This window comes from Pseudomonas sp. KB_15 (assembly GCF_052114525.1).
In the GTDB taxonomy this organism is placed as follows: domain Bacteria; phylum Pseudomonadota; class Gammaproteobacteria; order Pseudomonadales; family Pseudomonadaceae; genus Aquipseudomonas.
Genome location: NZ_JBFREX010000044.1, coordinates 1 through 15,194, shown reverse-complemented (window position 1 = coordinate 15,194; position 15,194 = coordinate 1). Strand labels below are relative to the sequence as shown.

Sequence of the window (15,194 nt, the reverse complement as noted above, 5' to 3'; positions counted from 1 at the left end):
CCGCAGGCCTGTCAGGCAGGCACCTCCCCCTGTAGGAGCGAGCCTGCTCGCGATTGCGGATAAACATTCAACAAAGATATTGGCTGACAGTCCGCCATCGCGAGCAGGCTCGCTCCTACAGGTACGGTGGTGGTTTTAGCAATGCATCAGAACTTGAATGCCTGCCGTCCCACCAGCAGCCATTTACCGTCCTGCTTTTGCCAGATCTGGAAGTTCTCGATTTCGGTTGGCACCACTTCAGTGCCTTTCAGCGCTTGCGCCGAGAAGTGGTGACGGACCAGCGCAACATCACCTGAGACGGTAATGGTCTGGTTCTGCATCTCAAGCGTCTTGAAGGCGCTTTTGCCGGTTTCGATGTCGGCGATGAAGGCCGTCTTGTCCTGAATCTTGCCGCTGGAATGCCCATAGGTCAGGTTGTCGGCGGTCAAGGCGTTCAGTTCCGCAATGTCCTTGTGCAGCATGGCCTGGGTCAGGTGGTCGACAGCCTGGGCCACGTCCTTGTCCGCGGCAGCCGGGGTGGCGGCGACGTAGCCGCTGAACAGGCACAGAAAACCAATCAGTACTTTTGCTTTTTTCATGGGTGTTTCCTTGTTGTTGTAGGGATAGCGTGACGACTCTACGATGATTCGTCAGTTATCGTACAACCTATCATGCGATGGTGGAAAAAAGCGAACTTGCCTGGCGACCTTGCCTCGAAGTTAAAAGGGCGATGTCCTGACTTCGAGGTATTCAGCCATGCAGCCTCACTCGCGTTTACGGCACGACCTGACGTTGCTGATGGTGTTTCTACTGATTGTCGTGGTGTCGGGTTTTTCACCCGGTAGCCGGGTGGACTGGGCGCTGGAAAACCTGCTGGTACTGTTGCTGGTGGGGACGTTGGTGGCGGTTTCTCGCTGGTTTCGCTTGTCTGCGACGTCGATCACGCTGGTGTTTGCGTTTCTGTGCGTTCATGAACTGGGCGCCCACTACACCTATTCCCTGGTGCCTTACGATCAATGGTCTTCGGCGTGGTTGGGCTTCAGTTTCGACCGGGCGTCAGGTGTGCACCGCAATCACTACGACCGACTGGTGCATCTGAGCTACGGGCTGCTGCTGGCTTATCCGGTGCGCGAAGTCCTGTGGCGCCTGACTCCGCTGCGTGGGTTCTGGCTGTTTTTCGTGACCCTGAACATCATGCTGTCGACATCCGCCGTGTACGAACTGGTGGAGTGGATCGGCGGTGCCTTCCTGGGCAATGACACGGCAAATGCTTTCGTCGGTGCACAAAACGACCCCTGGGACTCGCAAAAGGACRTGGCCATCGCGGTCGCCGGAGCGTTTGCCAGCCTGTTGCTGGTGTCCCTGCGCGCTAGGGTGCAAAAGCAAGCGATGACAACAGCAAGGTGATCGGGCAGACCGCTTCGACCACGGATGAGCTGTCCAGCCTGGCGGGGCAGTTGTCGCAGTCGGTGGATCGGTTCAGGCTTTGAGGTAGAGGTTGCCTGACAGGACGCCATCGCGAGCAGGCTCGCTCCCACAGTTGATCGCGTTTTTCCTGGAGGAACACGGTCGAATGTGGGAGCGAGCCTGCTCGCGATGGCTTTGGATCAGCCACCTCTAAACCACGCCCTATAGATATTTGTCCGTCACAGCCCCCTCCGAAGCACTGGACACGGTCTTCGCATACTTGGCCAACACCCCGCGCTTGTATTTCGATTCCGGGCGCACCCAGCGCGACTTGCGCTCGGCCAGCACGGCATCGGAGACATCCACCGTGATCTGCCGGGTTTCGGCATCGATGATGATCCTGTCGCCATTCTCGACCAGCGCAATCGGTCCGCCTTCGAAGGCTTCCGGCGTGATATGACCGACTACGAAACCGTGGGAGCCACCGGAAAAACGCCCGTCGGTGATCAGCGCCACTTCCTTGCCGAGGCCCTTGCCCATGACCGCCGACGTCGGCGACAGCATTTCGCGCATGCCCGGGCCGCCCTTGGGCCCTTCGTAGCGGATCACGATCACTTCGCCGGGCTGGACTTCGCCATTGAGAATGCCGGCCAGCGCACCTTCCTCGCCGTGATAGACCCGTGCCGTGCCTTCAAAACGCAGGCCTTCCTTGCCGGTGATCTTGGCCACGGCGCCGGTGGGCGAGAGGTTGCCGCGCAGGATGACGAGGTGGGAGTCCTTCTTGATCGGCTGGTCGAAAGGCCGGATCACGTCCTGGCCGGCCGGGTAGTCGGGCACGTTTGCCAGGTTTTCCGCCAGGGTCTGGCCGGTGACGGTCAGCACATCGCCGTGCAGCATGCCGGCATCCAGCATGCGCTTCATCAGCGGTTGAATGCCGCCGATGGCTACCAGCTCGCTCATCATGTACTTGCCGCTGGGGCGCAGGTCGGCGACCACCGGGGACATCTTGCCCAGCTCGACGAAGTCATCCAGGGTCAGCTCGACATCCACTGCGTTGGCCATGGCTAGCAGATGCAGCACGGCGTTGGTCGAGCCGGCGAGGGCGATCACCACGCGAATGGCATTCTCGAAGGCTTTGCGGGTCATGATGTCGCGAGGTTTGAGGTCGAGCTTGAGCAGCTCCATGACCTGCTGTCCGGCACGGAAGCTGTCCGACGCCTTGTCGGCGCCAATGGCGTCCTGGGAGCTGGAGCCGGGCAGGCTCATGCCCAATGCTTCAATGGCCGAGGCCATGGTGTTGGCGGTGTACATGCCGCCGCAGGAACCGGGACCGGGAATCGCCACCTCTTCAATCTGCTTGACCTGAATCTCGCTGATATCGCCCCGCGCGTGTTGGCCCACGGCCTCGAACACGGAAATGATGTCGGTATGGCCGGCGCCCGGCTGGATGGTGCCGCCATAGACAAAGATCGACGGGCGATTCAGCCGTGCCATGCCGATCAGGCAGCCCGGCATGTTCTTGTCGCAGCCGCCGATGGTCACCAGGCCATCAAATCCCTCGCAACCGGTGACCACTTCAATGGAGTCGGCGATCACCTCGCGGGACACCAGCGAATACTTCATGCCTTCGGTGCCGTTGGCGATGCCGTCGGAAATGGTAATGGTGTTGAAGATCACACCCTTGGCGCCCGCGGCATTCGCGCCTTTTTCGGCTTCAAGCGCCAGCTTGTCGATGTGCATGTTGCAGGGCGTGACCATGGCCCAGGTCGAGGCGATGCCGATCTGCGGTTTCTGGAAGTCTGCATCGGTAAAGCCCACGGCCCGCAACATGGCGCGTGCCGGTGCGGCCTCCACGCCGTCGATCACTTGAGAGGAGTACTTGCGCAGATCGTCTTTGTCGCTCATGACTGCTCCTATCGCTCATGGCTGTTCCTCACGCACTCATGGTGAAAAACAGGATGAGTATAGAAGGCCGGGCGCCCGGGCCCGGACTAACCGGTCGGGAACAGACGCGCGGGTAAGCCTTGTCGTGATATTCTGCGCGCCAACTTGGTTTGACCTATTCAGTTTGCATGTCCGCAAGACGTGCCGACGGAATCACTGTCGCTCAAGTAGCTGAAGCCAATAAAGATAAAAAGTCAGTTCAGAAGGGACATTAAACTGGGGTCGATGCGGTTCGTCGGCCTTGTGTGCCCACCCTGCAATCCTTGAGTGCCGCACCCGTGACTGCCGAGAAACATGGGGCTGTGCGCATGAGGATGGAAGGGCGGATGGCGTTTTATCATAGGTGCTACAGATGTTTAAGAAAGTGAACACGGCCCTGCTGGGGCTGGCTTTGGCGATGGGGATGACTTCCGTCTACGCGCAAGAGGCAAAGAAAGTCGATGTGTTGCTGATTGGCGGCGGCATCATGAGCGCGACCCTGGGTGTGTGGCTCAATGAGCTGGAGCCTGGCATGTCGATGGAAATGGTCGAGCGCCTCGATGGCGTCGCCCAGGAAAGCTCCAACGGCTGGAACAACGCCGGTACCGGTCACTCCGCCCTGGCCGAACTGAACTACACCCCGGAAGACGAGAACGGCAAGGTTTCGATCCCGAAAGCCGTTGAAATCAACGAAGCCTTCCAGATCTCCCGTCAGTTCTGGGCCTGGCAGGTTCAGCAAGGCGTGCTGAAGAACCCGCGTTCGTTCATCAACTCCACTCCGCACATGAGCTTCGTGTGGGGCGATGACAACATCAAATTCCTGAAAAAACGCTACGAAGCCCTGCAAGCGAGCCCGCTGTTCGCCGGCATGCAGTACTCCGAAGACCCGGCTGTGATCAAGCAGTGGGTGCCGCTGATGATGGAAGGGCGTGACCCGAACCAGAAGATCGCGGCCACCTGGAGCCCGCTCGGCACCGACATGAACTTCGGCGAAATCACCCGTCAGTTCGTTGCGCACCTGCAAACCACGCCGAAATTCGACTTGAAGCTGTCCAGCGAAGTGCAGGACATCACCCGGAACGAAGACGGCAGCTGGCGCGTCAGCTACAAAAACCTGAAAGACGGCAGCAAAACCGAAACCGACGCCAAGTTCGTGTTCATCGGCGCCGGCGGCGGTGCCCTGCACCTGCTGCAGAAGTCCGGTATTCCTGAAGCCAAGGAATACGCCGGCTTCCCGGTGGGCGGCTCGTTCCTGGTGACCGAGAACCCGACCATCGCCGAGCAACACCTGGCCAAGGCCTACGGCAAGGCTTCGGTGGGCGCACCGCCGATGTCGGTTCCGCACCTGGACACCCGCGTGCTGGACGGCAAGCGCGTGATCCTGTTTGGCCCGTTCGCGACCTTCAGCACCAAGTTCCTCAAGGAAGGCTCGTACCTGGACCTGCTGACCACCACGACCACGCACAACGTGTGGCCAATGACCAAGGTCGGCATCAAGGAATACCCGCTGGTCGAGTACCTTGCAGGCCAGCTGATGCTGTCTGACGAAGACCGCATGAACGCCCTGAAAGAATACTTCCCGAACGCCAAGGCCGAAGACTGGCGCCTGTGGCAAGCCGGCCAGCGCGTGCAGATCATCAAGCGTGATGAAGCCGCCGGTGGCGTGCTGAAACTGGGCACCGAGATCGTCGCTTCGCAAGACGGCAGCATCGCCGGCCTGCTGGGCGCCTCCCCAGGCGCATCGACCGCCGCACCGATCATGCTGACCGTGCTGCAGAAAGTGTTCAAGGACAAGGTCGCGACACCTGAGTGGCAGGCAAAACTGCACCAGATCGTGCCGAGCTATGGCACCCAGCTGAACAACAGCCCTGAGAAGGTTGCTGAAGAGTGGGCCTACACCGCCAAGGTGCTGGAGCTGACTCCGCCACCCGCGGTGATCGCACCGGCTGTGAAGCCAGTGACTGTCGACACTGCTGTTAAGGCACCGAAGGCTAATGCTGCGAGTGATATGGCTCTGTAACTAGACGCCGGATCAAAAAAAGCCCACTGAACCGGCGACGGTCAGTGGGCTTTTTTGTGGGCGATGGTACAGGCAACACTTTGAAACCGGAGTGTCTACGCCAGCCATAACGGAGGTTACTGTCATCAATTGTCAATTCACTGACGCTCAATGAGAAGCAGACAGTTTGGCCCTGAGGATACTGGTTTGTTTACCAACCTCGGTAAGGCGAAACCTTAAGCCTGATACCTCTCCACCCCGGTGGGAATTTGTAGGAGCGAGCTTGCTCCGGGCGGCGTTCCGACGATGGAATCAAGTGCGCTGCGTTTATCCAGTAAACACGCGTAATCGTTAACGACCATCGCGAGCAAGCTCGCTCCTACAGTAGTCAGTTGCATCTCGATAAAACAAACATAGAGAGCGCAGAATGAAGTTCAGTTTTGTAGACAGCAGCCAGCCGAGCCGTCGGCGGGTTTTACGCGATGCTTTTACGTTGGCGTTGGCGGCTTCGCCGTTGGCAAATCTCGCCAGGGCCGCCGACGAAAACACTGAAGAAGTGACCTTTGCCGCAGGCCCACGACCGCTGGTGCAATATCCGCAAAAACGCCCGTTGACCCTGGTGACCACGCGACCGCCGCACCTGGAGACGCCGTTCCCCGTCTTCAACGAAGGGCCAATCACGCCCAATGACGCCTTTTTCGTGCGTTACCACCTGGCCAATTTCCCGACCAGCATCGATCCCGACAGCTACCGCCTGACGATCAAGGGCTCGGTCGACACGCTGCTGTCGCTTTCCCTTGCCGAGCTCAAGGCCCTCGCCGAGCCGGTAGAAGTGGTGGCCGTCAATCAGTGTTCGGGGAACAGCCGTGGCTTCTCGATGCCGCGGGTGTTCGGGGCTCAGTTGGGCAATGGCTCCATGGGCAATGCGCGTTGGCTGGGGGTGCCGCTCAAGGCTGTACTGGAAAAGGCAGGGGTGAAAGCCGGTGCCGCGCAAGTGACTTTCCGTGGGCTCGATAAACCGGTGCTGCCAAGCACGCCGGAGTTCATCAAGGCGCTGGATATCAGCCATGCCATGGACGGCGAGCCCATGATCGCCTGGTCGATGAATGGCACCGACCTGCCATTTCTCAACGGTTACCCGATTCGTCTGGTGGTGCCGGGCTATTTCGGCACGTACTGGGTCAAGCACCTGAGTGAGATCGAAGTCCTCGACCATACCTACGACGGTTTCTTCATGGCCAAGGGTTACCGGGTTCCGGATAACGATTGCTTCTGCATCGCCCCCGGCACCACGGCGGCGAAAACCCGGCCGATTTCCAGATTGCCGGTACGCAGTTTCATCACCAGCGTTAAGCACGGCGATGTATTGCCACTGAACAAAAACGTGGTGCTCAAGGGTATTGCGTTCGACGGTGGCGCTGGGGTCAACAAGGTGGAGGTGTCGATCGACGGCGGGAAAACCTGGCGCGAAGCCAGGCTTGGGCAGGACCTTGGCCGCTACTCCTTCCGCGAGTGGACTCTGCCGATCAGCTTTACCCGCAAGGGCGCCACGCAGTTGATGGTGCGAGCCAGCAACAGTGCGGGCGAGACGCAACCGCTGCAAGCCGACTGGAACCCCGGTGGCTACCGCCGCCATGTCGTCGAAACCAGCCACGTGACCGTCGCCTGAGGAGGGCTGCATGAAACCCCTGAAATTCATGACCACCTTGCTGTGCGCGACTCAGGTTTTTCTGGCCAGCATGGCTGGTGCCGCGCCACTGTCGATCACGTTGCCGCCCGAAACGGCAGCGTTCAAGCCCAGTGCGTTGCCTGGCTATCCATTGGCCCGGCAGAAGTGTTCCATCTGCCATTCGGCCGACTACATCAACTTCCAGCCGCCGGGCATGAGCCTGGCGCAGTGGACCGCCGAAGCGAGCAAGATGCAGCACGTGTACGGCGCTCCGATCAGCGACCAGGAGGTGAATGTGATCGGCGCCTACCTGGCGGTGACCTACGGCAGTGCCCAGGCGAGCGATGCCGATGTTCAGGCGGCCTCGAACCCGTCGGCGGCCCAGCCCCCGACAGTGTCGGTAGCCAAAGTCGCCTCGGCCTTGCTCCAGGACAACGCCTGCCTGTCCTGTCACTCGGTCGATCATAAGGTTGTCGGCCCGGCCTATCACGATGTGGCAACCAAGTATGCCAATGACCCGCAGGCACTGGCCCGGGTAATGTCCAGCATTCAGCACGGCGGTAGCGGAAAGTGGGGGGATGTGCCCATGCCACCGTTCGCGCAGTTAAGTTCGGATGACCTGAAAAGCCTCGCGACGTTCATCATGAATCAATGAACGGGCCGTGAGCCTGGCACCATCTGTGTGACTGTGCAACCGTCATCGTCGGAGCGCCGCCCGGACCAAGCTCGCTCCCACATTATTCGGGGCTTTTTTGTGAGTGCAGTTTGTTCAAGACATCGAAGTCTTGTCTGCACTGAAGCGCTTGAGAATGTCCTGGTACATTTTGGTCCGCCGGTGATTCTGGCCATATCCGCCCGCGGCGGCGACGGTGCCGGCCTGGACGTGGTCCAGGTACTTGAAGATTTTGCCCGGCGAAAGAAACACGACTTTGTAGCCAAGCCCGATCACCTGGTCTTGCAGTTCATAACCGGGCACACGATCGTCGATCTGAAAATGCAGACCCTGCTGCTTCATCAGCCTGCAATTCCATAGCGTGCAAAAGCTTTTCAAGTGGGTTTCCTTGTAGGGCTTCGGGTCTTTTGATCGCAGGCCAAGGGATTGCTTCAGGCGCCGGTAATGGTGCTTGAGCAGGCGTGAAGTGAAGCGCCACACGGTCCTTGGCAGTCCGCGGTCGAGTTGCTCCGTGCAACCGACCGCGATGACTTTTCGATCCTTTGTGCAGTGGTCCAGCATCATCGCAAAGACATCGGCATCGAAGACGAACGTGTCGGTGTGTATCAGGAACAGATAGTCGGTATTGACCCTGGCCAGTGCCAAGTCCAGCGCTTTGCCATGGGCGATGTGGCCCGGCTCTTTGGTGGGGGCATTGCGTTCGATCAGATTGATCCAGTCGAGTGAGCGCAAATACTCGACGCTGGCGTCCGCCGAACCGTTATCCACCACCCAGACCGCAATGCCGGCTTTTCGTACCGGCTCGCGTAAAAGGTCCAGGCAGATCCTGGTCAAATCAAGGGTTTTGTAATTCACCAGAACGATGCTGAACGGTGGTTTGGCGTTTGTATCGACACTACCCATCTTTGAAATGCTCGACGGCCCAAATGCGTCGAGCTTAAAGAGGCAACCTTAGCCCAAGCTTAATTTCACCTGGGCTATTGCTGCCTGACGCCCTCGAACGTGCCTGTGCGTACCTCGCCGCTGCGCAGGTAACGGGCGATCAGCACACCCCCGGGCGAGCTGATCGAGTTCTGCAAGGTGAAGGCCGACGCTTGTGCGTTGTCGCCGAACAGGCGCTTGCCGCGCCCCAGCAGGATGGGATGAATCATCAGCCGCAATTCATCCACCAGGCCGGCGGCAAGCAGTTGGCGCACCAGATCGCCGCTGCCTTGGGTCAGTAACTGAGGACCGTCCTGACGCTTGAGCGCGCTGATCGCATCGACCAGGTTGCCCTCCAGCGCATGGCTGTTCTGCCAGTCCAGTGAGTCGGCGCGATGCGTGGCCACATGCTTGGGTACGCCGTTGAACAGGTCAGCGATGGTGTGGTGGGTTGAATCGGCCCGAATGTGCGGCCAATAGGAGGCGAAGATGTCGTAGGTACGACGCCCCAGCAGCAACTCGAACGGCTGGGAGAACAGGTCCTGTACGGCCTGGCCGGTGGTTTGGTCGGCGTAGGGCACTATCCAGCCACCGAACCGGAATCCGCCACTGGAATCCTCTTCAGGCCCGCCGGGCGCTTGCATGACGCCGTCCAGACTCACGAACGCGGCAACGGTGAGTGTGCGCATGTTCTTCTCCTGATTCATCTTGCTGAAAGAGTTTAGACAGGGAAGTCTGCGATGCCTTGAGACCAGTCCCTGATAGATAGTCGAACCAGATGCTGTGAAATCGACAACAAAGTGCGCGATCTTTATTTCTCGCGAGAATGCATTGCATAACATTGTCATTTGGAGGCTTCGAGCAAACCAGGGGCGATTCACCGCCTGTTTCCAGCGTTATGCACCAAGTGCGCACCACAGGGAGCTGGCCCGGTACTTTAAGCTGATATCATTCAAGAACTTGCAAAAGGGGTAGAAAAATATGAATCGTCGTAAAAAAATAAATCAGTTGTTAAAGGCTCACGCCAAAAAGGCCAGTGCCAAGTTGGCACCGAAAAACAAGTCAAAATACATTAGTAAAGCGGACCGATTGAAACTGGCTGCTGAATCCAGTCAGGACTCAATCATTTCCGTTGAGAGCTGACGCCACCATCGGCGGCGGCCCGCAGTCCTCAGTCGCCAGCGGAAAGCCCATGCTTGTGTGCGTAGGCGTACAGATCTACGCGGTTCGTCAGGCCCAGCTTGCTATAGATCGATGTTAAATGGTTGCGCAGCGTGTGCTCGCTGATGTGCAGCTTCTCGGCCACCAACTTGCCAGGTGCTGAGGGGTCGCTGGCCAGCGATGCAATGGTTTGCTGCTCGCGCCGTGTCAGCTTGGCGATTTTTTCTTGCTCCGGGTCCATATCGCGCCCGGCTTTCTTGCGCGCCAGTTCAAGGAAGATACGGCTGGTCGCATTGCGGTCAATCCAGAGTTCGCCTTCATGCACTTTTTCTATGGCTTTGAGCAATGTTGAGGCGGATGCCGACTCCCGCTTGTCCACCACGCCACGTGCACCCGCCAGCACCGCACTGTCATGCAGTGCCACGTCGCTCGACCCTGTCACTACCAGAATCTTGGCTTTGGTCTGGCGGTGCAAGTCGGCCAGCGACTCGATACAGTCCTCGCTGTCCAGGTCCAGTACCACCACATCTGGTGTGTATAGGTGCAGCGAAAGCAGGTATTGCGCCACCGACGCCACCGAACCCGCCAGCATCAACCTCGGTTGAGCGCTTTCCACCAGACGCTCAAGGCCCCAGGCCACGAGCGGTAGAGCTACTAACAGGACTTGAATTGGCATGCGGCTCGCTGCCTCTTTAGGCGGGTTGTGTTAGCTGATCATGATAGCAATCGTTGCAGCCCGTAGCTTTTTCTATAGCGCTTCAGGCACCCCCCTCCCATGACATTTGTCCCGTAAAACACTGTTTTCATGGGTGATTGACTCCCAGAAAAAAAGGGATAGCGCACTCATGTAAAAAACAGAGGCCGTTTTTAGACTGCTGTCATGAAAGACGCACACCGAATTGAGCCCCGTGAACAAGTCACCCTGTCGCTGCAACTGATCGGCGGGGGCAACGGTGTCACCCGTGACATCAGCGCCTCCGGTTTGTATTTCGAAACCGATAGCAAGCAGCAGGTGGGTAGCTTGATTGACTTCGAGATCGAGCTCGACACTCCCGGCGGCCCCATGAAGTTCAAGGCGCAAGGACAAATCGTGCGCATTGAGCAGCAGGGCGGCAGGGCCGGGGTGGGCGTGAAGCTGCTGGCCAGCCGGCTGGTACCGGTGGAGTGAAGTATTCGCGGGTTGAGGAAGAATCGGCTTGTGGCTGTTAGCGGCCCACAGCGGTTTTTTTGCTCAGAGTGACATTCATGGGAGAAAGACATGGCTAGCACCACAACTACCAGCGGCGGAACCGTTACCTCGTTTTCCAACACGCCGCAGGCGAAGGATGACGTCTTCACCACCACTGAAAATCTGCTGGGGGTCGTGTATTGGGACGTCATGTCCAATGACCTCGGCGGTAACGCGAAGACACTCTGGTCACTCGACAACGCGGACAGTCTTTCTACTGCCACCAAGGCTTATGCTCCGGCCGACCTCCTGACCCAGGATACGGCGAGGGCTGAGGCGACCAGTTCTGACACCAGTTTGAATGGTGCAAAGATCTGGATCACTTCGGACGGTAAGGTCGGCTACGACGCCGCTACTTTTTCAGATGCTTTCAAGGCACAACTCCAGGCGCTTGCTACTGGCGAGGTCCTGACGGACAGCTTTACCTATGCGATGCGTCTCGGCAACGGAACGCTCAGCTGGGCCACCGCGACAGTGCAGTTTTCGGGCGAGAACGATGGTGTGACGATCAGCCTCGGCGCGCAGGCCGGCACGGTGACCGAAGACGCCGCCACCACTGCGAGTACGACCGACTCGCTGACGGCCAGCGGCACGATTGCCTTTAACGACGTCGACCTGAGTGACACGCACATTGCGACGTTCGCGCCGGCGCTGGGCAACGCTACTCATCTTGGTACGTTTGTGCTCTCGTCGGTAAGCGAAGCCGCGAACGCGGCCAACGGTTCGGTGCAATGGACGTACAACCTGAGCAATGCGGCGGCGCAGTACCTGGCTCAGGGACAGACAGTAACCGAAACATACCTGGTCACCATCAGCGATGGTCATGGTTCGTCGGTAACGCAGAATGTGACCATCACCATTACCGGCACCAATGACGGGCCGACGGTGGCGGCGGCAGAACTTGAAAGCGGGGCGGTGGCCGAAGACGGCACCAAAGTGGCCAGCGGCAGCTTCGCTTTCGGCGATGTGGACCTGGCGGATCACGCCCATGTGGCCAGCGTGAATGCGCCATCCGGTGCGCTGGGTACGCTGGTGGCCAGTGTCAGCGACGAGAGTACGGGTGACGCGGCGGGCAGCGTGGGCTGGACTTACACGCTGAACAACAGCGCGGCGCAGTACCTGGCCGCGGGCCAGACCAAGACCGAAATGTTCACGGTGACGCTGACCGACGATTTCGGGGCGACGGTGACCAAGGCCGTGACGATCACCATTACCGGCAGCAACGACGCGCCGACGGTGACGGCGGCAGAAGTCGAAAGCGGTGCAGTGATCGAAGACGGCACCACGGTGGCCAGCGGCAGCTTCGCCTTCGGCGACGTGGACCTGGCCGATCACGCCCATGTGGCCAGCGTGAGCGCGCCATCCGGTGCGCTGGGTACGCTGGTGGCCACTGTCAGCGACGAGAGTACGGGTGACGCGGCGGGCAGCGTGGGCTGGACCTATACGCTGAACAACAGCGCGGCGCAGTACCTGGCCGCGGGCCAGACCAAGACCGAAATGTTCACGGTGACGCTGACCGATGACTTCGGGGCGACGGTGACCAAGGCCGTGACGATCACTATTACCGGCAGCAACGACGCGCCGACGGTGACCGCGGCAGAAGTCGAAAGCGGTGCGGTGGCCGAAGACGGCACCACGGTGGCCAGCGGCAGCTTCGCCTTCGGCGACGTGGACCTGGCCGATCACGCGCATGTGGCCAGCGTGAGTGCGCCATCCGGTGCGCTGGGTACGCTGGTGGCCACTGTCAGCGACGAGAGCACCGGCGACGCGGCGGGCAGCGTGGGCTGGACCTATACGCTGAACAACAGCGCAGCGCAGTACCTGGCCGCGGGCCAGACCAAGACCGAAATGTTCACGGTGACGCTGACCGACGATTTCGGGGCGACGGTGAACAAGAACGTGACGATCACCATCACCGGCAGCAATGACGCGCCCGTGCTCGGTTTTGAAACGGGCAATGATGCCGGCGCGGTGCAGGAAGACATCCAACTCAGCGTGAACGGCCAGTTCAGCTCGACCGACATCGATCACGACGCCACCGCCACTTGGAGTATTGCCGGGTCAAATACCGGCACCTTTGGCTCGATCGCCGTGGATAACGCTGGCCAGTGGACCTACACCCTGGCCAATGGCACCGATGGTGTTGCCAGTGCGGTGCAGGCGCTGAAGGCGGGCGAGAGTCACAATGACGTGTTTACGGTACAGGTCAGCGACGGCCTCGGTGGCGTCGACACCCAGCTGGTGACCATCACCGTCACCGGCACCAATGACGCACCCGTGCTCTATTTCGCGACCGGCAACGAGGCCGGCGCGGTGCAGGAAGACACCCAGCTCAGCGTCAGCGGCCAGTTCAGCTCGGCCGACATCGATCACGACGCCACGGCGACCTGGAGCATCAATGGCTCGCCAACCGGAACCTACGGCTCGATCGCCGTGGACAACGCCGGCCAATGGACCTACTCGCTGGCCAATGGCACCAATGGTGTCGCCAGTGCGGTGCAGGCGCTGAAGGCAGGCGAGAGTCACAATGACGTGTTTACGGTGCAGGTCAGCGACGGCCTCGGTGGCGTGGACACCCAGCTGGTGACCATCACCGTCACCGGCACCAATGACGCACCCGTGCTCGATTTCGCGACCGGCAACGAGGCCGGCGCGGTGCAGGAAGACATCCAACTCAGCGTCAGCGGCCAGTTCAGCTCGGCTGACATCGATCACGATGCCACGACCAGTTGGAGTATCAATGGCTCGCCAACCGGCACCTACGGCTCGATCGCCGTGGACAACGCTGGCCAATGGACCTACACCCTGGCCAACGGCACCGATGGCGTTGCCAGTGCGGTGCAGGCGCTGAAGGCGGGCGAGAGTCACAACGAAGTGTTCAGCGTGCARGTCAGCGACGGCCTCGGTGGTGTCGACACCCAGCTGGTGACCGTCACCATTACCGGCACCAATGACGCGCCCGTGCTCAGTTTCGCGACCGGCAATGATGCCGGCGCGGTGCAGGAAGACATCCAGCTCAGCGTCAGCGGTCAGTTCAGCTCGGCTGACATCGATCACGATGCCACCGCCAGTTGGAGTATTGCCGGGTCAAATACCGGCACCTACGGCTCAATCGCCGTGGACAGCAACGGCCAATGGACGTACACCCTGGCCAACGGCACCGATGGCGTTGCCAGTGCGGTGCAGGCGCTGAAGGCGGGCGAGAGTCACAATGACGTGTTTACGGTGCAAGTCAGCGAYGGCCTCGGTGGYGTCGACACCCARCTGGTGACCGTCACCATTACCGGCACCAATGACCAGCCGACGCTGACGATCGACGACACGACCGGGACAATGGACGAAGGCAACGGCGCGGCCACGCTGAGCGACAGCGGGGTGCTGAGCTTCGCCGATCTGGACAGCCACGACACGGTGACGGTCAGCCAGACCGCCAATAACGACCTCGTCTGGAGCGGCGGTACCCTCGGTGCGGCGCAAGCCGCGGCGCTGGTCGGCGGTTTCTCGGTCGATCAGGTCAGCTGGCACTACAGCAGCAGCGAGAACCTGGACTTCCTGCGCGCCGGTGAAACCATCCGCTTCTCCTACACCGTGGTGGCCACCGATGACAGCGGCGCGGGCAACGCGACCTCGGCGCCGCAGACGGTGACGATCACCCTGACCGGCACCAACGACCAGCCGACGCTGACAATCGACGACACGACCGGGGCAATGGACGAAGGCAACGGCACGGCCACTCTGAGCGACAGCGGGGTGCTGAGCTTCGCCGATCTGGACAGCCACGACACGGTGACGGTCAGCCAGACCGCCAATAACGACCTCGTCTGGAGCGGCGGCACCCTCGGTTCGGCGCAGGCCGCGGCGCTGGTCGGCGGTTTCTCGGTCGATCAGGCCAGCTGGCACTACAGCAGCAGCGAGAACCTGGACTTCCTGCGTGCCGGTGAAACCATCCGCTTCTCCTACACCGTGGTGGCCACTGACAACAGCGGCGCGGGCAACGCCGCCTCGGCGCTGCAGACCGTCACCATCACTATTACCGGCAGCAACGACGCGCCCGTGCTCAGTTTCGCGACCGGCAATGATGCCGGCGCGGTGCAGGAAGACATCCAACTCAGCGTCAGCGGCCAGTTCAGCTCGGCCGACATCGATCACGACGCCACGGCGACCTGGAGCATCAATGGCTCGTCAACCGGCACCTACGGCTCAATCGCCGTGGACAACGCCGCCGGCCAGTGGA

12 protein-coding genes are annotated in these 15,194 nt (G+C 60.2%); 7 read left to right on the top strand and 5 right to left on the bottom strand.

Features of this window, described 5'->3' with window-relative positions; translation table 11 throughout:
* Positions 1-146 precede the first annotated feature (146 nt).
* Positions 147-578, bottom strand: coding sequence for a nuclear transport factor 2 family protein (locus AB4Z35_RS24460; RefSeq protein WP_442099908.1), 432 nt, complete (start codon positions 576-578; stop codon positions 147-149).
* A gap of 157 nt (positions 579-735) precedes the next feature.
* Between AB4Z35_RS24460 and AB4Z35_RS24455 the strand changes: the two genes are divergently transcribed.
* Positions 736-1,386 carry a DUF2238 domain-containing protein gene (locus AB4Z35_RS24455; RefSeq protein ID WP_442099907.1) on the top strand — a complete coding sequence of 217 codons (651 nt, stop codon included), beginning with the start codon at positions 736-738 and terminating at the stop codon, positions 1,384-1,386.
* 222 nt (positions 1,387-1,608) lie between these two features.
* Here the strand turns inward: AB4Z35_RS24455 and ilvD are convergent, their stop codons facing one another.
* Positions 1,609-3,291 carry a dihydroxy-acid dehydratase gene (ilvD, locus tag AB4Z35_RS24450; protein WP_442099905.1) on the bottom strand — a complete coding sequence of 561 codons (1,683 nt, stop codon included), beginning with the start codon at positions 3,289-3,291 and terminating at the stop codon, positions 1,609-1,611.
* Positions 3,292-3,682: 391 nt separating this feature from the next.
* On the opposite strand from ilvD, the gene mqo reads away from it, so the two are divergent.
* The 3 genes from mqo to sorB all read left to right on the top strand — a co-directional run bounded on the left by mqo (position 3,683) and on the right by sorB (position 7,632).
* Positions 3,683-5,329, top strand: a complete 1,647-nt coding sequence (mqo, locus tag AB4Z35_RS24445; RefSeq protein ID WP_007998620.1) for a malate dehydrogenase (quinone) — start codon at positions 3,683-3,685, stop codon at positions 5,327-5,329.
* 406 nt (positions 5,330-5,735) lie between these two features.
* Positions 5,736-6,977: a SorA family sulfite dehydrogenase catalytic subunit gene (gene sorA, locus AB4Z35_RS24440; RefSeq protein ID WP_442099903.1), complete on the top strand. Its 1,242-nt coding sequence runs from the start codon at positions 5,736-5,738 to the stop codon at positions 6,975-6,977.
* A 10-nt stretch (positions 6,978-6,987) separates the two neighbouring features.
* Complete coding sequence (gene sorB, locus AB4Z35_RS24435; protein WP_442099902.1) at positions 6,988-7,632, top strand: SorB family sulfite dehydrogenase c-type cytochrome subunit; 645 nt, start codon at positions 6,988-6,990, stop codon at positions 7,630-7,632.
* A 114-nt stretch (positions 7,633-7,746) separates the two neighbouring features.
* Here sorB and AB4Z35_RS24430 read toward each other — a convergent pair whose 3' ends face one another.
* The gene (locus AB4Z35_RS24430; RefSeq protein WP_442099901.1) at positions 7,747-8,553 is read right to left on the bottom strand and encodes a glycosyltransferase family 2 protein; all 807 of its coding nucleotides are present in this window, start codon (positions 8,551-8,553) and stop codon (positions 7,747-7,749) included.
* Between the two features lie 74 nt (positions 8,554-8,627).
* On the bottom strand, positions 8,628-9,260 hold the full coding sequence (locus tag AB4Z35_RS24425) for a dihydrofolate reductase family protein (RefSeq protein WP_442099900.1): 633 nt from the start codon (positions 9,258-9,260) through the stop codon (positions 8,628-8,630).
* Between the two features lie 292 nt (positions 9,261-9,552).
* Here AB4Z35_RS24425 and AB4Z35_RS24420 point away from each other — a divergent pair, with 292 nt between their 5' ends.
* The gene (locus AB4Z35_RS24420; protein WP_442099898.1) at positions 9,553-9,714 is read left to right on the top strand and encodes a DUF2986 domain-containing protein; all 162 of its coding nucleotides are present in this window, start codon (positions 9,553-9,555) and stop codon (positions 9,712-9,714) included.
* 28 nt (positions 9,715-9,742) lie between these two features.
* On the opposite strand, the gene AB4Z35_RS24415 is transcribed toward AB4Z35_RS24420, so the two are convergent.
* Entirely contained in the window at positions 9,743-10,408 is a 666-nt protein-coding gene (locus AB4Z35_RS24415) for a LuxR C-terminal-related transcriptional regulator (RefSeq protein WP_442099897.1), read from the bottom strand.
* 204 nt (positions 10,409-10,612) lie between these two features.
* Between AB4Z35_RS24415 and AB4Z35_RS24410 the strand changes: the two genes are divergently transcribed.
* Complete coding sequence (locus AB4Z35_RS24410; RefSeq protein ID WP_442099896.1) at positions 10,613-10,900, top strand: PilZ domain-containing protein; 288 nt, start codon at positions 10,613-10,615, stop codon at positions 10,898-10,900.
* A 90-nt stretch (positions 10,901-10,990) separates the two neighbouring features.
* Positions 10,991-15,194, top strand: a 4,204-nt coding sequence (locus AB4Z35_RS24405; RefSeq protein WP_442099894.1) for a beta strand repeat-containing protein, incomplete at its 3' end; no start/stop codon positions are given.